The organism is Amycolatopsis stemonae, assembly GCF_054781455.1.
In genome coordinates, this window is sequence record NZ_BAAGUJ010000014.1 from 1 (window position 1) to 20,183 (window position 20,183).

Sequence of the window (20,183 nt, forward strand, 5' to 3'; positions counted from 1 at the left end):
TCACCAAGCTGGTTGCGGCCGTCAAGGCCACCAACCTGGTCGACACCCTCAACAGCCAGCAGGCCATCACGGTGTTCGCGCCGGCCGACCCGGCGTTCGAAGCCCTCGGTGACGCGAAGTTCAAGGAGCTGGCGGGCAAGCCGGCCGAGCTGGCGCCGATCCTGCAGTACCACGTCGTCGGAAAGCGTTACGACGCCAAGGGTCTCGCCACCGCCGGTTCGCTGGAGTCGCTGAACACCGCCGGCGGCCCGCTGAAGATCGAGGGCTCGGGCGAGAACATGACGGTCAACGGCGCGAAGATCCTGTGCGGCAACATCCCCACGAAGAACGCCACGGTCTTCGTGATCGACAAGGTGCTGACCCCGGGCACCAACAAGTAGGTCAGCGCCGGCCCAGTTCCGGACCGAGGCGTTCCGCGATGTCGGTGAGGATCTGCACGTAATCTTCGTGGTCGAAGGTGAACGGCAGGGCGAAAGCCACCTCGTCGACCTCGCGGAACGCCGCGTGCGCGTGCAATTGTTCCGCGATTTCCGCGGACGTGCCGACGTAGTCGCGGGAAAACAACATCCGCGCCGGCCCTTGCGGTTCCGCGGTGCGCGGCAGCCGCTTTTCGGCATAAGCTTCGTATTTCGCGCGCTGCTCCGGCGTCGCGCTGTCGGTCGGGACGACGACCAGGCCCTGGGAGATCCGGCCCGCCGGGTGGTGCTCGCGGAACGCCCGGATGTGCGAGAGCTGGATTTCGGCGAAGTCCGTGCTCTCGCCTTCGGCCTTGACCACGCTGCTGGTCAGGAAGTTCATCGCGTGCTTGCCGGCCCACTCGGCCGAGCGCAGGCTCGCGCCGCCGTACCAGAGCCGCTCGCCGAGGCCGGGTGCCTGCGGCTGGACGCGGTCGGAGAAGACCTCGAACCCCTCGGTGCCGCTGAAGCCGGTGGCCGGCTCGCCGCGCACGAAGTCCAGCAGCCGGCGGACGCGGTCGTAGCCGAAGTCCTCGGCGCCGGCGGTGTCCGGGTAGAGCGCGTGTTTGACCTCGTCCCAGCGCATCGGCGGGCCGACGCTGATCCCGGGGTTGAGCCGGCCGCCGGAGAGCAGGTCGACGGTGGCGAGGTCCTCGGCGAGCCGCAGCGGGTTTTCCCAGCCGAGCGGGATGACGGCGGTCCCGAGGTCGATCCGGCTGGTCCGCTGGGAGGCGGCGGCCAGCACGGCCACGGGGGACGAGATGCCGTGCTGCAGGTGCCGGTGCCGCACCCAGGCGCTGTCGAACCCGAGCTGTTCACCGAGTTCGATGATCTCGAGGGTCGACTCGTGCCCCCGCCGCGGGTCGGCTGGGTCGAACAGGCCGATGGTCAGGAAGCCGAGCTTGCGCAGTGGTCGCGACACCCCGCCGATTCTGCCCCCGGCCGGGCCGCGGCCCGCGGGAGTTCCACCTGCTGGGCGACCGGTTCAGGCTTTTTCGCGCAGGCGGTCCAAGCCGTCGAGGATCACGTCGAGGCCGAACTCGAACTCCGTCTGGTCGTCGCACCAGCCCAGGGTCGAATGCGGGTCTTCGTGGGCGATCTCGGCCATCATCCCGACCAGGTTCGGCAGCTGCCAGGCCAGGTCCACCGGGACGTCCGCGGGCTGGTCGGCGCCCGGGTCGAACAGCTCCTGGCTGAACCCGAGGGCGCGGCTGCCCAGCGCGTGCAGCGCGTGGTGGACCAGGTCGTAGGAGAACCCGCCGTCGCGCATCAGGCCGACCAGTGCGTCGTAGTAGCGCAGGACCGCGGTGCTCGTCGAGGATCTCGCCTCGAACAGTTCCGGCGCCCAGCGGTGGCGGAGGAACACCCGGCGCGCGGTGAGGATCCGCTGCCGCACCGCCTTCTTCCAGTCCGGGTCCGGCTCGAGCCGGGCGACGGCGTCGTTGATCTCCCCGGCCACGACGTCGACGATCCCGTCGAGCACGTCTTCCTTCTTGGCCACGTGGTAGTAGAGCGACATGGCTTCGGCGCCGAGCTCCTCCGCGAGCCGTCGCATCGTGAGCGCGCGCAGTCCGTGCTGGTCGGCGAGCTCCACCGCGGCGCGCAGCACGCGCTCGCGGCTGAGGGGGATTCGCGCGTCGGTCGTCACCCACAAGATCGTACAACGTAAGTCCTGCTTGACCGCCTTACAGTGTACGGCGTACCTTACGTTGTATGACTTACAGCGTAAGACTCCTGGGAGGCGACGATGAAAGCCCTGGTCCAGCGCGTGTACGGTCCACCGGAGAGCCTGACCTTCGAAGACCTGCCCGACCCGGTGCCCGCCGAGGGCGAGGTGCTGGTCCGGGTGCGCGCGACCTCGGTCAACCCCTATGACTGGCACTTCATGAGGGGTGAGCCCTACGTGGCGAGGTTGATGCCCAACGGCTTCGGGGTGCGGAAACCCGTGCCCGGCATCCTGGGCTGCGACATGGCGGGCCGGGTCGAGACGGCCGGATCGCGCTTCCGGCCGGGTGACGACGTCTACGCGCTGCTGCCCCGCGGCGGCTACGCCGAATACGTCTGCGTGCGTGAAGACCTCCTGGCGCCGAAGCCGGCGAACCTCACCCACGAGCAGGCGGCGGCGATGCCGATGGCGGCCGTCACCGCGCTGGTCGCCCTGCGCGGGGTCGAGGAAGGGCACCGGGTCCTCGTCAACGGTGCTTCCGGCGGCGTCGGCAGCTTCGCCGTCCAACTGGCCAAGGCGCTCGGCGCGCAAGTCGACGCGGTCTGCGGTTCGGCCAACGTCGATCTCGTCCGCTCACTCGGCGCGGGCGAAGTCACCGACTACCGGAAGAGCGACTTCACACGCAGCGGTCGTCGCTACGACTTCGTGCTGGACATCGCGGGCAGCCGGTCGCTCCCGGCCTGCCGGCGGGTCCTGAACCGGAGCGGCACGTTCGTCGCCGTGGGCGGCCCGGCCGGGCGCTGGGTGCAGCCGGCCGGGCACGCGTTCGGGGCACTGGCCGCCGCGCCGCTCGCACGGCGGCGGGCCGTGCTCGCGGACGCGGTGGCCGCCGGGGACAAGAAGGCGCTCCTGGGCCGGCTGGCCGCGTTCGCGGAGCGCGGCCGGCTGACCCCGGTCATCGACCGGAGCTACCCGTTCGACGACCTGCGCGCGGCGATCGCGTACCAGGAAGCCGGGCACGCCAGGGGAAAGGTGGTCGTGACGCTGTAGCCGTCAGCCGTGGTACGGGCAGGTGCCGCGGTAGTCCGAGATGGTCAAGCCGGTGCTCGGGATCGGGCAGAGGAACTGCTCGTAGCGGGTGTCGTCGTCGATGAAGCGCTTGAGCCAGGAGAGCGTGTACTTCGCGATCGTCGTGTTCGGCGAGTTCGGTGCGAAGTGGCTGGCGCCGCGCAGTTCGAGGTACGCCTTGTCCGAAGTGGAGGGGAGGCTGGTGTAGAAGGGGATCGAGTGCGAGGCGACCGGCGCGACGGTGTCGGCCTCCGCCCCGACGACGAGCGTCGGCACGCGGACCGTCGACCAGTTCTTGGTCAGGTCCCAGCCGGTCAGCGGCACCGCGGCCTGCAGGGACGGGCGTGAACGCGCGGCTTCGAGCGTGCCACCGCCACCCATCGAGTGCCCGACGACGCCGAGCCGGCTGCTGTCGATGCGCGAGCGCACCGAGCTCTGCTGGGTCAGGTAGTCCAAAGAGGACAGCAGTTGCCTGCCCCGGCTGTCGGGCTGGTCGCTGGTGGTCAGGGTGTCGATGGTGAACACCACGAAGCCCTGCGACGCGAGCCGCGGGCCCAGCCAGGCAATGCTCGACTGCGTGGCGGTGTAGCCGGGTGCGATCGAAAGGGCGCCGAAGGTGCCGGCGGTGGTGGTCGTGGGGTAGTAGATGGTCCCGCCGCCGAAGCCGGAGACGGCCAGCCGTGACACGGTGACGGTGCTCGTCGCGAACGTGCCGCGGTCGGCTTCGATGCTGGCCGTGGTCGGGTCGGGACCGCGTTCGTAGGGATTCGCGGCGGCAGCCGCCGGTACGACGACGCCGGAGGTGAGGGCCAGGGCGGCCAGCACGACGCCGGCGGCCCGGCCTCGCCGGCCGCGGCCGGTGAGGTTGCGGACGGAAACTTTCTCACCCGGGCCAGACGACGTCGGCGGGCTGGTGAGTACGGACATGGATCGCTCTCTTTCCCCGGGCAGGCGAAAGCGCGCCCGGACACGGACGGGCGGACCGATGGAACCGTTGCACGGCAACGAAGGACGTGCCGCGTGCGGGACGCGGGGTAACCGCTTTCCCGTGCTGCCATGAAACACTTCGGGCAAATGTTCCACAACGGCCGAACGGGTGAGTGGTTGACAGACTGTGCGCTTGCTCAGCGAGTCGCGGCGAAGAGCACTCACGCACGTGAGCAGTCCGGCGCTGTGGCCGGTGTCAGCGAGCCGCTGGCTCCAGGGCTCCGCGCACCAGGGTGTCCACCAGTGTGGTCGCGACGGTCAAATCCACTGCCCGCGCGGCCAAAACGTCCGAGTAGAGGAACGACTCACCGAGCCGCACTACCGCGAAGGCAAGATCCGGCAGCCCGACGAGGGGCGTCAGCCCGGCCGTGTCGACGTCGGCCCGGAACAGCTCCACGTGCGCGTCGACGAGTGCGGGCTGGACCGCGCCACGGGGGTCCGTCAGCACGCGCAGCGCGACCGTCGACTCGGCCTCGATCAGCTTGCGCAGCCCGTCGTTGTCCGCGACCTCGCGGCGGTACTGCTCCATGACCCACAGGCAGCGCAGCCGTCCCTCGGGCGTCCGGACCGCTTCGCCGTGCTCCTCGCGCCATCGGTCCAGGGCGCGCTGCCACGTCCGGTCGGAGAGGTACCGCAGCCCCGCGCCCATCACGTCGTCGCGGTTGCCGGCGCGGCGGAAGAACGTCGTGCGCGAGATGCCCAGCTCGGCCGCCATCCGGCCGAGGTCGAGGCGGGTGCCGGCGAACAGGAGCCGCGCCGCGTGGCGGACGATGTCGTCGGTCGAGACGGTCACCGGCCCACCCTAGCTTCGGCGGCCCGGAGATCACCGCCGCAGGTCGCCGACGGTTACCTTGAAGTGCGTGCCACCCCCTCGGCTAGCGTGGTGGCGTGCGCGTCGACATCTGGTCCGATCTCGTCTGTCCCTGGTGCTATCTCGGCAAACGCCGCTTCGAAACGGCGGTCGCCGAGCTCGGCGCCGACGTCGAGGTGGTGCACCACTCCTTCCAGCTCGACCCGTCGTTCCCGCGCGGCACTTCGCGGCCGACGCGCGAGGTGCTGTCCGAGAAGTACGGCCGGACCCTCGAAGAAGCCGACGCCATGGAAGCGCAGATGGAGGAGCGCGCGGCCGCCGATGGGCTCGAGTACCACCTCGACGGTGTCCACATGGGCAACACCGTCGACGGTCACCGCCTGGTACACCTGGCCGCCGACCGCGACCTGGCCGACGCGGTCGTCGACCGGTTCTACCGCGCGCACTTCACCGAACGCCGGTCCCTGTTCGACCGCGACTCCCTGGTGGAGCTGGCCGCCGAAGCGGGCCTCGACGCCGAAGAGGCGCGCAAGGTGCTCGAGTCGGACGCCTACGAAGCCGAAGTCGCCGCGGACGGCGAACAGGCCCGGGCACTCGGCGCGACCGGAGTACCGTTCTTCGTCATCGACAACAGGTTCGGCGTCGCAGGCGCCCAGCCACCCGAGGTGTTCACCCAGGTCCTGCAGCGCGCGGCTACCGACGCCGCCGCCGGCTGAACCGCGACCGATCGGTCGCAACGCCGGCCAGGTGCAACGCAACGCACAACAGCCCGGCGGTGGTGAGCGTCCTGGTGGTGACAACAGAGCCGAGCCCGAACCCGGCCAGCTCCATCAGCAGAGCGAGCCCGAACAACACGGCGGCGAGAATGGCAAGCATGACGCCTCGTTTCTGCGGCGGCAGGACCAAACGGTCCACACCACTGCACCATTAGCGGCACCGGACGACCCGGCTTGGTGGCCAGTAATGCCCCGCCTTCCCCGCACTGAAACGAAAACCTCCAGCCGCGGGGGCGCCCCCCGTTTTCCACGCTACCGGCAGGCACCGACAGTTTCGCCGCACCGCCGCACCGCCGCACCGCCGCACCGCCGCACCGCCGCACCGCCGCACCGCCACACCGCCACACCGCCGCACCGCCACACTCGCCGCACTGCCGCACTGCCGCACTGCCGCACTGCCGCACCGCGATGCCGCCGCACTGCCGCACCCGCCGCACCGCCGCCGCACCCACCGCGATGCCGCCGCACTGCCGCGATTCCGCCGCGCCACGATGCTGCCGCGCCGCCGCGCTGTGATTTGCCGCGCCGCCGCCGCGCCGCGATGCTGCCGCCGCACCGCGATCCGCGCCGCCGCACCCCGCCGCCGCGCCGCGATTCCGCGGCGCCGTGATCCTGTTGCGCCACCGCGCCGCGTTCCGCTGCGGCGCGCTGCCGCGCTGCCGGACCTGCCGCCGCGCCGCGATTCCGCGGCGCCGTGATGCTGTTGCGCCGCGGTGCACCACCGAGCCGTGACCGAGAACCGAGCGCCACGTCAAGCGGGCGGCGGCGCCGTGCTGGACCGGACCACCAACTCGGTAGGCACCGTAACCGGCTCCCCAACCTCCGCCCCGGTCTCGATCTCCGCCAGCAACGCCGAAACCGCGTGCCGCCCAACGGCCTCGAACGACTGCCGGATCGTCGTGAGTGGGGGCCAGAAGTGCGCCGACTCCTCCATGTCGTCGAACCCGACGACACTCACGTCAGCGGGAACGCGGCGACCCGACTCGTGCAACGCGCGCAACAACCCCAGCGCCATCTGATCGTTCGCGGCGAACACCGCCGTGACCGCAGGGTCGGCCGCCAAAGCCAACCCCGCCTCATAACCCGACGACGGAGACCAGTCGCCGACGAACACCGGGGGCACCACCACCCCCGCACGCTCCAATGTGGACTGCCACGACTTGCGACGCCGCTCCGCCGAATACGACTGCGGGGGCCCCGCGATGTGCCACACCGTCGCGTGCCCCAGGGACAGCAGGTGCCGAGTCGCCGTCGCCGCGCCGTCGGCCTGGTCCGTGTCCACCACCGGGTAGTCGTAGCGGGCGCTCGAATCGATCACCACCACCGGGAGGCCGTGCGGTAGCTCGATTTCGCTCTGGTCCAGCTGGTGCTGCTCGATCAGGATGATCACCCCGTCGACGGCCTGCTCGTTCAGCTTGCTGAACGCTCCCGTCACCTCACCCTGCGTCGGGCGCGTCACCGGCAGCAGGACGATCGAGAACCCCTCCGGGACGACCGCCGCCGCGATGGCGTCCAGTGTCCTGCTGTTGCCGAACGTCGGGAGGGCCGAGATGATCACGCCGATGCTGCGGAACTTGCCGTTGCGCAGCGCACGGGCCGCGCTGTTGGGGCGGTAGCCGACTCGGCGCATCGCGGCCAGCACACGCTCGCGCGTGGCGTCGTCGACGTTCGTCCTGCCGTTCGCCACCCGGGACACCGTCTGGCCGGACACGCCCGCCTCGCGCGCGACGTCCGCCATCGAAGGTCCACGACGCGGGGTTGCTGCCGGCACGAGTGCTCCCTCAGAGGTTTCCTGGACATGTTTACGTCAACACGTTACCCTTCGGCCGTCCATGTTGACGTAAACATCCACGCGAACCACCGGAGGGACGATGACGTCCACAGCGGCACCGCCCGTCCCGGCGCCGCCCCGCGCGCACCCCACGCGCCAGCCGAAACGGCAGTGGCGCGGGTGGCTTTTCGTCGCTCCCTTCGTGCTGGTGTTCGCGCTCACTTTCCTGGCGCCGATCATTTACGCGTTCGGGCTCAGCCTGTTCCGCGACCAGGCCTTCTTCGGCGGGACGGTGTTCGTCGGCGCCGGCAACTACGCGCAGGTGCTGGCCGACGCGAAGTTCTGGGAGTCGTTCCTGCGCGTCCTGCTCTTCCTCGTCGTGCAGGTGCCGATCATGCTGCTGCTCGCGCTGGTCGCGGCGCTCGCGATCGACAGCGCCCGGCTGCACGCCGCCGGGTTCTTCCGCGTCGTGATCTTCCTGCCGTACGCCGTGCCCGCCGTGGTCGCCGCGCTGATGTGGGGCTTCATGTACGGCGACCACTTCGGGCTCGCCGCCGACCTCAACCACCTCTTCGGCACCGACGCCGTGAAGCCGCTGTCGGAGAACTGGATGCTCACGTCCATCGGCAACGTCGTGACCTGGGAGTTCGTCGGCTACAACATGCTCATCTTCTACTCGGCGCTGAAGGTGGTCCCCAGGGAGCTGTACGAAGCGGCCTCGATCGACGGCGCCGGCGCGTTCCGCACCATCGCCAGCGTCAAGCTGCCCGCGCTGCGCGGCTCGATCGTGATCGCGACGATCTTCTCGATCATCGGCAGCTTCCAGCTGTTCAACGAACCCAACATCATGCGCACGCTGGCGCCGAACGTGATCGGCACCTTCTACACGCCGAACATGTACGCCTACAACCTTTCCTTCGGCGGCCAGCAGTACAACTACTCCGCCACGGTCGCGATCGTGATGGGCGTGATCACCGCCGTCATCGCCTACGTCGTGCAGCTGCGCGGCACCCGGAAGGGGATGTGACGTGGTCCCCCGCAAGTCGCGCGCCCTCACCGCCGTCATGGCGCTGTACCTGATCTACACGCTGGTGCCGCTGGCGTGGCTGGTGATCAACGCGACCAAGACCCAGTCCGCGCTGTTCTCGACGTCCGGCCTGGCCTTCGGCGGCCCGTTCGCGCTGTTCGACAACATCGGCCAGACGTTCACCTACGACGGCGGGATCTTCTTCCGCTGGCTCGGGAACACGCTGCTCTACGTCGTGGTCGGTGCGGGCGGCGCGACGCTCCTCGCCACCGCCGCCGGGTACGGGCTGGCCAAGTACCGCTTCCCCGGCCGGCGCGCGGTCTTCGCCGTCGTCCTCGGCGCGGTGGCCGTGCCCGGCACCGCGCTCGCCGTGCCGACCTTCCTGCTCTTCAGCAAGCTCGGGCTGACGAACACGCCGCTGTCGATCATCATCCCGTCGCTGATCAGCCCGTTCGGCCTCTACCTGATCTGGGTGTACGCCGCCGACGCGATCCCCGACGAGCTCCTGGAGGCGGCGCGGATCGACGGCGCCGGGGAGATCCGGATCTTCCTCACCGTGACGCTGCGCCAGCTCGTGCCGGGGATCGTCACGGTCGCGCTGTTCACCATGGTGCAGACGTGGAACAACTACTTCCTCCCGCTGATCATGCTCAGCGAGCCCAAGTGGTACCCGCTGACCGTCGGGCTCAACCAGTGGAGCGCGCAGGCCAACGGCGCCGGCGCGCGCCCGATCTTCCACCTGGTGCTCACCGGGTCACTGCTCACGATCATCCCGCTCGTCGTCGCTTTCCTGCTCATGCAACGGTTCTGGCAGTCAGGCCTGAGTGCGGGCAGTGTCAAGCAATAGCCGTCACACCGTCGTGAAGGGACATTCGATGTCACGCATCCGCAGTCGCGTCAAGGCGTTCACCGCCGTGGCGCTCGCCGCCGCCCTCGCGGTCGGCTGCTCCTCGGGGACACCCGCGAGCACCGCATCCGGCAGCCAGGACTCCGTCGACGCCGCGCTCAAGGCGGGCGGGACGATCACCTACTGGAGCTGGACGCCCTCGGCCAAGGACCAGGTTGCCGCGTTCGAGAAGGAATACCCGAACGTCAAGGTCGACTACGTCAACGCGGGCACGAACAAGGACGAGTACACCAAGCTGCAGAACGCGATCAAGGCCGGCAGCGGCGGGCCGGACGTCGCGCAGATCGAGTACTACGCGCTCCCGCAGTTCGCGCTGACCGATTCGCTGGTCAACCTCGACCAGTACGGCTTCGGGACGTTCGAAAAGGACTACAGCGCCTCGACCTGGTCGAGTGTTCGCGTGAACAACGGCACCTACGGCCTGCCGCAGGACTCCGGCCCGATGGCCTTGTTCTACAACAAGGAAGTCTTCGACAAGAACGGCATCGCCGTCCCGAAGACGTGGGACGAGTACCTCGCCGCGGCCAAGAAGCTGCACGCGGCCGACCCCACGAAGTACATCACCTCCGACACCGGCGACCCCGGCTTCGCACTCAGCATGATCTGGCAGGCCGGCGGCCGCCCGTTCAGCGCCGACGGCCGGACCGTGAAGATCAACCTGGCCGACCCCGGCACGAAGAAGTGGACGTCCACTTGGGACCAGCTGATCCAGGGCAAGCTGCTCGCCCCGGTCAAGGAGTGGTCCGACGACTGGTTCCGCGCCCTCGGTGACGGCACCATCTCGTCCCTGGTCACCGGCGCCTGGATGCCCGGCAACTTCAAGTCGTCGGTGCCCGGTGGCGCCGGCAAGTGGGCCGTGGCGCACAGCGTGGAGTCCAACCGCTTCGGCCTGCACGAATTCGCCGCGTGGGCCGAAGCCGCGGGGGCCGAGGTGATGTACGCCGTCAACCTCGGCACCCGCGGCATCCAGGAGGCCGCCGACGTCCTGGAGTACTGCAACCACCCCGGCGGCACGGCGCTGAGCGAGCGGCGCCGGGCGCACGGTGCCGACGAGCCGTTCGGCTTCAAGCTGTGGTGCCTCGGCAACGAGATGGACGGGCCGTGGCAGATCGGCCACAAGACGGCTGACGAGTACGGCCGCCTCGCCGCGGAGACCGCGCGCGTGCTGAAGATGATCGACCCGGACGTCGAACTCGTCGTCGCGGGCAGCTCCCACGCGGACATGCCGACGTTCGGCGAGTGGGAACGCACCGTGCTGCGGCACACCGCGGGCCTGGCCGACCACATCTCCCTGCACGCGTACTACCAGGAGCTGCACGGCGACACCGACAGCTACCTCGCCAGCGCGGCCGCGCTGGACGCCTACATCCGCACGACCGCCGCGATCATCGACGAGCTCGGGCTGGACGTCGGGATCAGCGTCGACGAGTGGAACGTCTGGGACCTGCGGCGCTGGAACGAGACCGACCAGGCGCGGCTCGCCGCCGAGGGCTGGCGCGAACACCCGCGGATCATCGAGGACGACTACACCGCCACCGACGCGGTCGTCGTCGGCTCGCTGCTGAGTTCCCTGCTGCGCAACGTCGACCGGGTCACGATGGCGAACCAGGCGCAGCTGGTGAACGTCATCGCGCCGATCCGCACCGAACCCAGCGGCCCGGCGTGGCGGCAGACGACGTTCCACCCGTTCAAGCTCGTCGCGGCGCTGGCCCGCGGGGTGAGCCTGCGGCTGGAGGTCACCGGCGACCGGCTCCGCACCGCGCAACACGGCGAGGTCGACCTGGTCGACGTCGCCGCGACGCTCGAAGAATCCGGGCGTGGCGCGGTGTTCCTCACCAACCGGGCCACGGCGGCACCGACCGAAGTCCACTTGAGACTCCGGGGCGCGAGGTTCGCCTTGTACGGCGCCGAAACCCTCACCGTCCCCGACGGTGAGACGCGCCACGCCGTCAACACCGCCGACGCCCAGCCGGTCCGGCCGGTGCCGTTGCCCGGCGCCGCCGTGACGACCGACCCCGGAGGGACCACCATCACCGTGACGCTGCCGCCCCTGTCCTGGTCCGTGCTCAAGGTGAGCCCCCATGCCTGAGTTCGTCATCGGGGAGACCGACTTCCTGCTCGACGGCCGCCCGTTCCGGATCCTTTCCGGTGCCCTGCACTACTTCCGCGTGCACCCGGACCTGTGGGCCGACCGGATCGACAAGGCCCGCCGGATGGGGCTCAACACCATCGAGACGTACGTGCCGTGGAACGCGCACGCGCCGTCGCCGGACGGGTTCGACCTCAGCGGCGGGCTCGACCTGGACCGGTTCCTGCGGCTGGTCGCCGAGGCCGGGATGTACGCGATCGTGCGGCCCGGCCCGTACATCTGCGCGGAATGGGACAACGGCGGCCTGCCGGCGTGGCTGTTCCGCGACCCGTCGGTCGGCATCCGGCGGTACGAGCCGAAGTACCTCGACGCGGTCCGCGAATACCTCTCGCGGGTCTACGAAGTCGTGATACCGCACCAGATCGACCGTGGCGGGCCGGTGCTGCTGGTCCAGGTCGAGAACGAGTACGGCGCGTTCGGCGACGACAAGCGGTACCTGCGGGCGCTGGCCGAGCACACGCGCGCGTCCGGCGTCACCGTGCCCCTGACCACAGTGGACCAGCCGGACATGCTGGAAGCGGGCAGCCTGGACGGGGTGCACCGCACGGCGTCGTTCGGCTCCGCCGCCGAGGCCCGGCTGAAGGTCCTGCGGGAGCACCAGCCGACCGGGCCGCTGATGTGCAGCGAGTTCTGGAACGGCTGGTTCGACCACTGGGGCGCCCACCACCACACGACTTCGGCCGCGGACGCGGCGGCCGAGCTGGACGCGCTCCTGGCCGCGGGCGCCTCGGTCAACCTCTACATGTTCCACGGCGGCACCAACTTCGGGCTCACCAGCGGCGCGAACGACAAGGGCGTCTACCAGCCCCTGGTGACGTCGTACGACTACGACGCACCGCTCGACGAAGCCGGCGATCCGACCCCGAAGTACCACGCCTTCCGGGACGTGATCGCGCGCTACCACAAGGTACCCGACAGCGTCCCGCCGCCGGCGCGCCCGGCGCCGGCGTTCGAGACGGCGCTGCGCGACCCCGTCCGGCTGCTCGACGCGCCGGACCGCTTCGGCACCTGGGAGTTCCACGAGGAGCTGCCGGCGTTCGACGACCTGACGCCGATGCCGCGGCTCGCGCTCCTGCGCACCCGCGTCACCGGCGACGGTCCCGGCGTGCTGACCTTCGGCGAGGTCCGCGACCGCGCGACGGTGTTCTTCGACGGCGCGCCGGTGGGCACCCTGCTGCGGGAACACCACGACCGCGCGATCGCGCTGCCGCGGGCGGACGGTGAACTCCTGGTGCTCGTCGAGGACCAGGGCCGGGTCGACTACGGGCCGCGGATCGGCGAGGCCAAGGGGATCATCGGCGGTGCCTCGCTGCACGGCCGGCCGCTGACCGGGTGGGACGTGCTGCCCCTCGACCTCGACGCGCTGCCCGAGCCGCTCGCCGTGTCCACTGTGGAGGGACCGGTGGCCGGGCCGGTGCTGCTGCGCGCCGGGTTCGACGTCGACGCGCCCGCCGACCTGTTCCTCGACACCGGGGCGTGGGGCAAGGGCCTGGCGTGGCTCAACGGGTTCCCGCTCGGCCGGTACTGGCGGCGCGGGCCGCAGCGGACGCTGTACGTGCCGCGCCCGGTGGTCCGGCTGGAGGCCAACGAACTCGTCGTGCTCGAACTGGACACGATGCTCGACCCGGCGGCCCGGTTCGTGCCGCGGCCGTTGCTGGGCCACACGGAGGCCTGAGGAAGTCCCCTATCGAAGGGCAGTTCGACGATGAACCGGATCTTCACCGTCCTTTGTATACCCTTCGTCGCGGCCGGGCTGGCCGCGGCACCGGCGGCCGCGGCCACCGCGGTGACCGTGCGACCCGACCCGTCCTACCGGCAGCAGCCGTTCGAAGGCTGGGGCTCGAGCCTGGCGTGGATGGCCGAGGCGACCGGCGGCTACCCGGATCCGGTCCGCACCCGGCTGGCGGACATGGTTTTCGGCCTCGACGGGCTGAACCTGAACATCGCCCGGTTCAACGTCGGCGGGGGCAACGCGCCGGACGTCCCGGCGTACCTGCGTCCCGGTGGCGCGGTCCCGGGCTGGTGGAAGGCGCCGGCCGGGACCACCCGCGCGGACAAGGACTGGTGGACGCCCGGGGACCCGGCCGAGTTCGACGCGGCCGCCGACCCGAACCAGCGCTGGTGGGTCGACCGGATCAAGGGGCGCGTCACGAAGTGGGAGGCGTTCAGCAACTCGCCGCCGTACTTCCAGACCGTCTCCGGGTACGTCTCGGGCGGCTTCACCGCGACTGACGAGCAGCTGCGGCCGGACAAGATCGGCGACTTCACCGCGTACCTGGCGCAGGTCGTTCGGACGCTCGAACGCGCGCACGGCATCAAGTTCGCCTCGGTGGACCCGCTGAACGAGCCGGATACGAACTACTGGAAGACGACGCTCGGCGCCGACGGGAACCCGGCCGGCGGGCGGCAGGAGGGTGCGCACATCGGGCCGTCCGTGCAGGCCCAGCTGATCCCGGCGATGGCCGCGGCGCTGCCGGGGACGACGGTGTCCGCCCCCGACGAAACCAACCCGGACCTCTTCGCCGCGGACTGGGCCGGCTGGCCGGCCGCCGCGAGGTCGGCCGCGGGACGGCTGAACGTGCACACCTACGGCACCGGCAACCGGCCCGTCCCGCGCGACATCGCCAAGGGCGCCGCGAAGCCGTTGTGGATGAGCGAGGTCGGCGGCAGCTGGCTCGACCGGCAGGACTTCACGAGCATGGACCCGGGCCTCGGGCTGGCCACGCAGATCACCGACGACCTGCGCCTGCTCGAACCGAGCGCGTGGGTGAGCTGGCAGCCGATCGAGGACTACGACAACATGAAGCCCGGCGGGGAGTCCGCGGCCGGGATGAACTGGGGCGAGATCCAGGTCCCGTTCGGCTGCACCACTTCGGACTGTCCGATCAGGACGAACACGAAGTACGACACCATGCGGAACTTCACCCACTACATCCGGCCGGGCGACCGGCTGATCGCGTCGGACGACGCGGCGTCGACGGCCGCGATGCGCGGGGACGACCTGTCGTCGGTGGTCCACGTCAACTCCGGGACGAGCGAGCAGGACGTCACGCTGGACCTGTCCGGCTTCGGGCGCGTGCGGCCGGGTGCTTCGGTGACGCCGGTCGTCACGGACGTCACGGGCGCGCTGCGCCGCGGCAAGCCGGTCCGGGTCACGGCGGCGCACGCCACGCTGCGGGTCCCGGCGCGGTCGGTGACGACGTTCCTGGTTTCCGGGGTGTCGTCGACCGCGGCGGGCGCGGGGCTGGGGTCGGGCAAGCCGTTCACCTTCACCGGCGTGCAGAGCGGGAAGTCGCTGACGGCGGAGAACGGCTCACTGGTCCAGCGGACGACGGACGCGTCGGCGGCCGCGCAGCGCTGGACGCTCACCGACCGCACGGGCCGCGACGGCAACCGCGACCGGTTCACGGTGACCAACGCCGGGACGGGCCAGGTGCTCGGCAGCGCGGGCGGCGCGGTGGTCCTGGCACCGGCCGGGACCGCGGACCCGGCCGCGCAGTGGACGCTGTCGACCACGGGCGACGGGACGTGGACGTTCGTCAACGCCGCGGACGGGCAGCTGCTGGACGTCACGGGCGAGTCGCGGGAGGACGGCGCCCGGATCGGGCTGTACCGGCCGACGAACGGGCCGAACCAGCGCTGGCAGGCGGTGACCCGCTAGCGCCGGCTCGGCGGGCCCGGCGGCGGAGGTGGCCGCCGGGCCCGGCCGGGACGGGCTCTGGTCAGCATCCGCCCCGGCAGCTGGGGGGTCTGGCGTGGACTCGGCGACCGGCCTCAGCCCGGGCCGGACTCAGGCCCACCCGGGCGCACCCTGGTGCGACCCGGCCGCATCGTCCGACAGCGAACCCGGCCGGGCGTCGGCTCAGCCGCGTCCTGCGCAAGGTCCGGGCGCGGGCTCATTCCGGCTCGGCTCTGCGCACAACCAGCCCGGCGCGGCAAGAACCACCCTCACGCCGGCTCAGCCCGGTGGCTTGAGCGGGTCGTGGCCGATGGACATCAGTCTGTGGCGCCAATGGGCCTCGCCCGCGGTCGGCTCCAGGTCGTCGCGGCGCTCGGTGTGGACCCGGGAGATCACCTTGCGCATCACCTCGGCGTCCGTCCGGTCGGTGTCGACGCGGCGTTTGCGCAGGATGGCCAGGACCTCGTGGCCGGTCGGGGGGCCCGCCTCGTCGGGGAGGGGCTCCTCTTCCTCGCCCGCGTCGCGGGTGCGCAGCCAGTCCTCCAGCTCGCGCGACGTCATGTTCACCACCCGGTGGAACTCCGCCCACAGGTCGTCGTCAACAGCGGGGTCGTTCATGCTCCCCGGCTACCCGGCGCGGCCGACGCCAAACCGGACCGTACGGCCGGTAGAGTTCACCCGGACCCGTTGAAACGCCAGCGGTGGTCTTGGTTGACGCTGCTGGCGAGCTCTTCCCCGTGCTCGCCGCTTGACGCATGGGAGGGGTGGGGCTGTGCCGACCACTGGCGACGGCATGGCGGAGCGGGTCGACGAGCTGAACGCCGTCCTGGCCGATCTCGTCGGGGTGCTCGAATCGGTGTCCGGCACCCCGGGGGTGCTCGACGCGGTCTGCGGCGAAGCGGTCCGGGTGGTGCCCGACGCGGACCTGGCCAGCATCATGGTGGTCCGCGACGGCGTGACGCAGACGGAGGCCTTCACCGACGAGCGGGCCCGGCGCATCGACGACGTCCAGTACGCGGCGGGCGACGGCCCCGGCCTGCTCGCCGCGCTCACGGGCGAGGTCGTGCGGGTGGCCGTCGGCGAAACGGGCGAGAAGTGGCCCGAGTTCGTCGCCGCGGCCAAGGATCTCGGCGTCGGCAGCTACCTGGCGGTGCCGCTGCGCGTGGACGACACGCTCGTCGGCGCGATCACGCTGTTCGGCTTCGGCGCCCACGGCTACCACGAGTTCGACACCAAGGTGCTGCGGCTGTTCACCCTGTGCGTGGAGACCGTGCTGCGGCTGACCCGCCGCTACCGGGAAGCCCGCGCGCTCGCCGACGAACTGCGCAACGCGATGGAGACCCGGGCGGTGATCGAGCAGGCCAAGGGCATGCTGATGCTGATCCACCGGGCGAGCGAGGACTCGGCGATGCAGCGCCTGATCGTCGAGTCCCAGCACACGAACACCAAGCTCCGCGACGTCGCGGCCCGCTTCACGAGGAGGATGAGCTCGGCCGACGGCGGACCGCCGCGCCCCTGAACAGCGTCCCCAGGCCCGCTCGCACCGGCTCGGTGCCCGCCCGGTCCAGTGCGTCCCAGACCGTGACGGCGGTCGCGGTCAGCACGGGCTTGCCGAGCCGGTCCTCCAGCCCGGCGAGCAGCGGCGTCGTGTGCAGTGCGGTTTCCGGGACGAGCACGGCCGCCGCGTCGTCGTGGTCGGCCGCGAGCGCCAGGTCGGTGATCTGCCGCGCGTCCCACGCGGCGAGCGCGCGATCGGACGCCGCGTCGGCCGAGACCGAGTGCACCGTCGTGACGCCCGCGCCGGCGAGGAAGGCGGCGAAGACCGCGGTCAGGTCCGGGTGGTAGACGGAGGCGAGCGCGACGCGGTCGAGGCCCAGCCGGCCGAGTGCGGCGAGGTAGGCCAGTGACGTGCTGCTCGCCGGCACGCCGAGGTGCGCCGAAAGGGCTTCGGCCTGCTCGCGGGCGCCGTCGAGGCCGCGGGTGAAGCTGCAGCTGGAACAGGCCCAGCTGACGACGTCCGGAGTGGCGGCGAACTCGCCGGCGGCCGCCAGCAGGCGGGACGGCGCGCCGATTTCGCGCACGGCCGCCGCCTTGCCCGCGGGGTCGAGCTCGTCGATCCGTCCGACGTCCTCGCCCCACCGCGCGTACGCGAAGTCCAGGGTGAGGGTCGGGTCGAGACGGCGGCACAGCTCGGCGAAGTCGTCTTCACCGCAGTCGCGCGTCGGGTACAGGAGGCCGATGCGGGTGCTCATGACCCCAGCATGGCGTGCGTGAACGTCGGTACCAGCGCCGCGTCGTTGAACGCCGTGATCCGCGCGATCCGGTCGCCGAGCACGGTCAGGACCTGGACGCCGTGGGCTTCGAAGCGGCCGTCGCCCGTGGCCGCGTACTCGAGCAGGGCCGGCTGGCCGTTCGCCCGGGTCGGCGTCAGGCGCCAGGCTCCCGGGCGCAGCACGCGGCGGGACAGGAACCCGACGACCGCGTCGCGGCCGGTGAACCACGTCGGGATCGGCGGCATCTCCAGCTCGACGTCGGCGCGCAGCAACGTCACCAGCGCGGCCGGGTCGGCGCGGGCGAACGCGTCGACGTACCGGTCGAGCAGGGCGCCCTGCCCGGCCGGTTCGGCCAGGTCCGCGGCCACCGGGCCCGCCTCGGCGAGCCGGCCGCGGGCCCGGCGCAGGGCACTGTCGACCGCCGCGGGGGTCGTGCCGAGGATCTCGGCGGCCTCGGCGGTGGAGAACGCGAGCACGTCGCGCAGGGTCAGCACCGCGCGCTGCCGGGCGGGCAGCAGCTGCAGCGCGGCGATGAACGCGAGCCGCACGCCGGTGCGCCCGGCCACGACGGCCGCCGGGTCGAAGTCCGGGGCCGGCTGCAGCCACGGCACCGTCGGGTCCGCGGCCGCGACGGCCACCCGGTGGTCGTCGGCCGGCGCGCCCAGCCCCGACGGAAGCGGCCGCCGGGCCCGGGTTTCCAGCGCCGTCAGGCAGGCCGTCGTGGCGATCTTGTACAGCCAGCGCCGCACCGAAGACCGGCCCTCGAACCCGCCGAACGCGCGCCACGCCCGCAGGTACGTCTCCTGCACGAGGTCCTCGGCGTCGTGGATCGAGCCGAGCAGGCGGTAGCAGTGCGCGAGCAGCTCCGGCCGGAACTGCTCGGTGCGTGCGGCGAAGTCGGGCATGACACTCAGAGCGTACGCAGGCCGGTGCCGCTGACCTGGTATTCCGCCGCGTTTCCGGCGGCCACCTCGAGGACGGCCTTCGCGACCTGCTCCGGCGTCAGCACCGACTCCATGTTCTTCACGAAGGTCTCGCGGTCGACGCCGGTGCGCGCGGCGTAGCCGTCGACGCCCGTCGAACCGAGGCCGGTGAGCGGAGTCAGCTGCGGCAGGAGCGTCGCGAACCGCAGGCCGAGGCCGGCGCGTTCCGACTCGTCGGCGGCGTACGCGCGCAGGTACCGGATCGCGGCCTTCGCGCTGGCGTACCCGCCGCTCAGCGGTGACCCGCCGATGGCCGCGCCGCTGGACATCGAGACGACGACACCGCCCTTCTCGAGGGGCTGTCGCAGTGCGGCGCGGGTCCAGGCGAAGACGTGCCGGGTGTCGACGTGCCAGTTGCGGCTGAAGGTCTCCCAGGTCTGTTCGTGGACGGGCGCCATGTGCGGCACGGCTCCGGCGTTGAGGACGAGCAGGCCCGGCCGGTGGTCGCGCAGGACGTGCTCGGCGAGGACGTCATCGGTCGCGTCGGCCGCGACGGGGACGAACCGCGCGCCCAGGTCGTCGCGGACGGCTTGGAGTTCGGCGGAGCTGCGCGCGATCCCGACGACGGTGCGGCCCTCGGCGACGAGCGCGGCGGCGATCGCGCGCCCGAAGCCGCGGCCGGCTCCGGTCACGACGGCGGTGGTGGACATGGGTACTCCCCGGGTGGTCGAGGCGGTGCGGACCGGATCAAGACCGGCCGGGGAGCGGAAAACCGTCGTCGAGTGACCCAGGTCACACGGGTTTGGCCGACGGGCGGCGGTGCAGCAGGTCGAAGCGCGTCCACATCGCCTCCGCCGCCTCGATCGACTCGCTCGTGCGCGCCGGGTCGACGGCCGCCAGCTGCGCGACGATCGCCTGGACCAGCGCCATGCCCGCGGTCAGCGACGGGAAGAACGTCACGCCCTCGGCGGGCACCATCAGCACGTGCTCGACCGCGCCCGCCAGCGCCGGGCTGGCCGCGTCCGTGACGGCGAAGACCCGCGCGCCACGGCGTTTCGCCTCGTCCGCGGCCAGGACCGTGCTCTCGTAGAGACGCCAGAAGCTGATCGCCACCAGCACGTCGTCCGAGGTCAGCTTCGCCGTCTGGTTCGCCAGTTCCGCGTCGCCCGCCGTGACCGCGTGGACGTCGTAGCCCGCGAGACGCGCGTTGTGCGCGAAGGCGATGCCGACCGCCGCGTAGCTGCCGTCCGCGATCACCAGGGTCCGGCGGGCCGCCGCGATCGCCTGGGCGACCTCGCGGATGACCTCCTCGTCGAAGCGCCGGTTGAGGAGGGCCAGGCTGTCGAGGTCGCGGCGCAGCGACGCCGATCCCGGCGAGCCGACGCCCCGGTGTTCCTCCGCGACCTGCGGCGCGCTCAGCGACGACATGTACCGGGCCCGCAGCTCCTGCTGCAACGCCGGCCAGCCGGCGAAGCCGAGCGCCTGCGCCGTGCGCGTCACGGTCGCGACGTTGACGCCGGCGAGCTGCGCCAGCTCGGCCGTCGAGCCGAACGAGGCCCGTCTCGGCTGGGAGACCAGCACCTCCAGCACGGCGGCGGACTTCGGCCGCAACCCGCGTTCGGGCAGCCGGTCGCGCAGCCAGCCCTCGAAACCGTCGTCGGTCTCCGCCACCCTCGTGCCCTCCCTCGCTC

Annotated in this window: 20 protein-coding genes; 9 read left to right on the forward strand and 11 right to left on the reverse strand. The window is 71.5% G+C overall.

The genetic code is table 11. The features are described 5' to 3' along the window. The coding region (locus tag ACYVLJ_RS36840) for a fasciclin domain-containing protein (RefSeq protein ID WP_460442141.1) at positions 1–380 on the forward strand (380 nt) is incomplete at its 5' end. Position 381: 1 nt separating this feature from the next. Here ACYVLJ_RS36840 and ACYVLJ_RS36845 read toward each other — a convergent pair. Next, the gene (locus tag ACYVLJ_RS36845; RefSeq protein WP_451984379.1) at positions 382–1,377 is read right to left on the reverse strand and encodes an LLM class flavin-dependent oxidoreductase; all 996 of its coding nucleotides are present in this window, start codon (positions 1,375–1,377) and stop codon (positions 382–384) included. A gap of 63 nt (positions 1,378–1,440) precedes the next feature. Further along, entirely contained in the window at positions 1,441–2,103 is a 663-nt protein-coding gene (locus ACYVLJ_RS36850; protein WP_451984381.1) for a TetR/AcrR family transcriptional regulator C-terminal domain-containing protein, read from the reverse strand. A gap of 99 nt (positions 2,104–2,202) precedes the next feature. On the opposite strand from ACYVLJ_RS36850, the gene ACYVLJ_RS36855 reads away from it, so the two are divergent. After that, a complete protein-coding gene (locus tag ACYVLJ_RS36855; RefSeq protein WP_460442142.1) occupies positions 2,203–3,171 on the forward strand; it encodes an NAD(P)-dependent alcohol dehydrogenase in 969 nt (322 codons plus the stop codon). A gap of 3 nt (positions 3,172–3,174) precedes the next feature. Here ACYVLJ_RS36855 and bdeA read toward each other — a convergent pair whose 3' ends face one another. Both bdeA and ACYVLJ_RS36865 read right to left on the reverse strand, forming a co-directional pair. Then, positions 3,175–4,116 (reverse strand): alpha/beta hydrolase family protein, encoded by a 942-nt coding sequence (gene bdeA, locus ACYVLJ_RS36860; RefSeq protein WP_460442143.1) that lies wholly within the window; start codon positions 4,114–4,116, stop codon positions 3,175–3,177. A gap of 256 nt (positions 4,117–4,372) precedes the next feature. Further along, positions 4,373–4,969, reverse strand: coding sequence for a QsdR family transcriptional regulator (locus ACYVLJ_RS36865; protein WP_460442144.1), 597 nt, complete (start codon positions 4,967–4,969; stop codon positions 4,373–4,375). A gap of 95 nt (positions 4,970–5,064) precedes the next feature. Here ACYVLJ_RS36865 and ACYVLJ_RS36870 point away from each other — a divergent pair, with 95 nt between their 5' ends. Then, positions 5,065–5,703, forward strand: coding sequence for a DsbA family oxidoreductase (locus ACYVLJ_RS36870; protein WP_460442145.1), 639 nt, complete (start codon positions 5,065–5,067; stop codon positions 5,701–5,703). Here the strand turns inward: ACYVLJ_RS36870 and ACYVLJ_RS36875 are convergent. Beyond that, a complete protein-coding gene (locus tag ACYVLJ_RS36875) occupies positions 5,681–5,863 on the reverse strand; it encodes a hypothetical protein (protein WP_460442146.1) in 183 nt (60 codons plus the stop codon). The two genes, ACYVLJ_RS36870 and ACYVLJ_RS36875, sit on opposite strands and share 23 nt — an antisense overlap. Before the next feature lie 651 nt (positions 5,864–6,514). Then, positions 6,515–7,501, reverse strand: coding sequence for a LacI family DNA-binding transcriptional regulator (locus tag ACYVLJ_RS36880; RefSeq protein ID WP_451984391.1), 987 nt, complete (start codon positions 7,499–7,501; stop codon positions 6,515–6,517). 133 nt (positions 7,502–7,634) lie between these two features. On the opposite strand from ACYVLJ_RS36880, the gene ACYVLJ_RS36885 reads away from it, so the two are divergent. The 5 genes from ACYVLJ_RS36885 to ACYVLJ_RS36905 are packed head-to-tail and all read left to right on the forward strand — an operon-like array spanning position 7,635 to position 15,278. Then, positions 7,635–8,561 carry a carbohydrate ABC transporter permease gene (locus ACYVLJ_RS36885; protein ID WP_460442147.1) on the forward strand — a complete coding sequence of 309 codons (927 nt, stop codon included), beginning with the start codon at positions 7,635–7,637 and terminating at the stop codon, positions 8,559–8,561. Positions 8,562–8,598: 37 nt separating this feature from the next. After that, positions 8,599–9,408: a carbohydrate ABC transporter permease gene (locus ACYVLJ_RS36890; RefSeq protein WP_451984575.1), complete on the forward strand. Its 810-nt coding sequence runs from the start codon at positions 8,599–8,601 to the stop codon at positions 9,406–9,408. 28 nt (positions 9,409–9,436) lie between these two features. Continuing rightward, entirely contained in the window at positions 9,437–11,557 is a 2,121-nt protein-coding gene (locus tag ACYVLJ_RS36895) for an extracellular solute-binding protein (RefSeq protein ID WP_460442148.1), read from the forward strand. Next, the gene (locus ACYVLJ_RS36900) at positions 11,550–13,292 is read left to right on the forward strand and encodes a glycoside hydrolase family 35 protein (RefSeq protein ID WP_460442149.1); all 1,743 of its coding nucleotides are present in this window, start codon (positions 11,550–11,552) and stop codon (positions 13,290–13,292) included. The genes ACYVLJ_RS36895 and ACYVLJ_RS36900 overlap by 8 nt, the downstream gene beginning before the upstream one ends. A 30-nt stretch (positions 13,293–13,322) precedes the next feature. Further along, the gene (locus ACYVLJ_RS36905; protein WP_460442150.1) at positions 13,323–15,278 is read left to right on the forward strand and encodes an RICIN domain-containing protein; all 1,956 of its coding nucleotides are present in this window, start codon (positions 13,323–13,325) and stop codon (positions 15,276–15,278) included. Positions 15,279–15,575: 297 nt separating this feature from the next. On the opposite strand, the gene ACYVLJ_RS36910 is transcribed toward ACYVLJ_RS36905, so the two are convergent. After that, the gene (locus tag ACYVLJ_RS36910) at positions 15,576–15,914 is read right to left on the reverse strand and encodes a DUF3140 domain-containing protein (RefSeq protein WP_451984403.1); all 339 of its coding nucleotides are present in this window, start codon (positions 15,912–15,914) and stop codon (positions 15,576–15,578) included. Between the two features lie 175 nt (positions 15,915–16,089). Here ACYVLJ_RS36910 and ACYVLJ_RS36915 point away from each other — a divergent pair, with 175 nt between their 5' ends. Next, the gene (locus ACYVLJ_RS36915) at positions 16,090–16,815 is read left to right on the forward strand and encodes an ANTAR domain-containing response regulator (protein WP_451984577.1); all 726 of its coding nucleotides are present in this window, start codon (positions 16,090–16,092) and stop codon (positions 16,813–16,815) included. Here ACYVLJ_RS36915 and ACYVLJ_RS36920 read toward each other — a convergent pair. From ACYVLJ_RS36920 to ACYVLJ_RS36935, 4 genes are all read right to left on the reverse strand, one after another. After that, positions 16,769–17,548, reverse strand: a complete 780-nt coding sequence (locus ACYVLJ_RS36920) for a maleate cis-trans isomerase family protein (protein ID WP_460442151.1) — start codon at positions 17,546–17,548, stop codon at positions 16,769–16,771. The two genes, ACYVLJ_RS36915 and ACYVLJ_RS36920, sit on opposite strands and share 47 nt — an antisense overlap. Then, the gene (locus ACYVLJ_RS36925; RefSeq protein ID WP_460442152.1) at positions 17,545–18,474 is read right to left on the reverse strand and encodes a sigma-70 family RNA polymerase sigma factor family protein; all 930 of its coding nucleotides are present in this window, start codon (positions 18,472–18,474) and stop codon (positions 17,545–17,547) included. Before ACYVLJ_RS36925 ends, ACYVLJ_RS36920 begins: the two co-directional genes overlap by 4 nt. 5 nt (positions 18,475–18,479) lie before the next feature. Further along, positions 18,480–19,202 carry an SDR family oxidoreductase gene (locus tag ACYVLJ_RS36930; RefSeq protein WP_460442153.1) on the reverse strand — a complete coding sequence of 241 codons (723 nt, stop codon included), beginning with the start codon at positions 19,200–19,202 and terminating at the stop codon, positions 18,480–18,482. 82 nt (positions 19,203–19,284) lie between these two features. Beyond that, on the reverse strand, positions 19,285–20,163 hold the full coding sequence (locus ACYVLJ_RS36935; RefSeq protein ID WP_460442154.1) for a MurR/RpiR family transcriptional regulator: 879 nt from the start codon (positions 20,161–20,163) through the stop codon (positions 19,285–19,287). Positions 20,164–20,183: the final 20 nt, after the last annotated feature.

Excerpts from the sequence above, each read along its gene's own strand:
- ACYVLJ_RS36895 (WP_460442148.1), top strand. The coding sequence starts at position 9,437 with ATGTCACGCATCCGCAGTCGCGTCAAGGCGTTCACCGCCGTGGCGCTC.
- ACYVLJ_RS36900 (WP_460442149.1), top strand. The coding sequence starts at position 11,550 with ATGCCTGAGTTCGTCATCGGGGAGACCGACTTCCTGCTCGACGGCCGC.
- ACYVLJ_RS36930 (WP_460442153.1), bottom strand. The coding sequence starts at position 19,202 with ATGTCCACCACCGCCGTCGTGACCGGAGCCGGCCGCGGCTTCGGGCGC.
- ACYVLJ_RS36880 (WP_451984391.1), bottom strand. The coding sequence starts at position 7,501 with ATGGCGGACGTCGCGCGCGAGGCGGGCGTGTCCGGCCAGACGGTGTCC.
- ACYVLJ_RS36910 (WP_451984403.1), bottom strand. The coding sequence starts at position 15,914 with ATGAACGACCCCGCTGTTGACGACGACCTGTGGGCGGAGTTCCACCGG.
- ACYVLJ_RS36925 (WP_460442152.1), bottom strand. The coding sequence starts at position 18,474 with ATGCCCGACTTCGCCGCACGCACCGAGCAGTTCCGGCCGGAGCTGCTC.
- ACYVLJ_RS36920 (WP_460442151.1), bottom strand. The coding sequence starts at position 17,548 with ATGAGCACCCGCATCGGCCTCCTGTACCCGACGCGCGACTGCGGTGAA.
- ACYVLJ_RS36905 (WP_460442150.1), top strand. The coding sequence starts at position 13,323 with ATGAACCGGATCTTCACCGTCCTTTGTATACCCTTCGTCGCGGCCGGG.
- ACYVLJ_RS36875 (WP_460442146.1), bottom strand. The coding sequence starts at position 5,863 with ATGCTTGCCATTCTCGCCGCCGTGTTGTTCGGGCTCGCTCTGCTGATG.
- ACYVLJ_RS36915 (WP_451984577.1), top strand. The coding sequence starts at position 16,090 with ATGGCGGAGCGGGTCGACGAGCTGAACGCCGTCCTGGCCGATCTCGTC.
- ACYVLJ_RS36855 (WP_460442142.1), top strand. The coding sequence starts at position 2,203 with ATGAAAGCCCTGGTCCAGCGCGTGTACGGTCCACCGGAGAGCCTGACC.
- ACYVLJ_RS36890 (WP_451984575.1), top strand. The coding sequence starts at position 8,599 with ATGGCGCTGTACCTGATCTACACGCTGGTGCCGCTGGCGTGGCTGGTG.
- bdeA (WP_460442143.1), bottom strand. The coding sequence starts at position 4,116 with ATGTCCGTACTCACCAGCCCGCCGACGTCGTCTGGCCCGGGTGAGAAA.
- ACYVLJ_RS36885 (WP_460442147.1), top strand. The coding sequence starts at position 7,635 with ATGACGTCCACAGCGGCACCGCCCGTCCCGGCGCCGCCCCGCGCGCAC.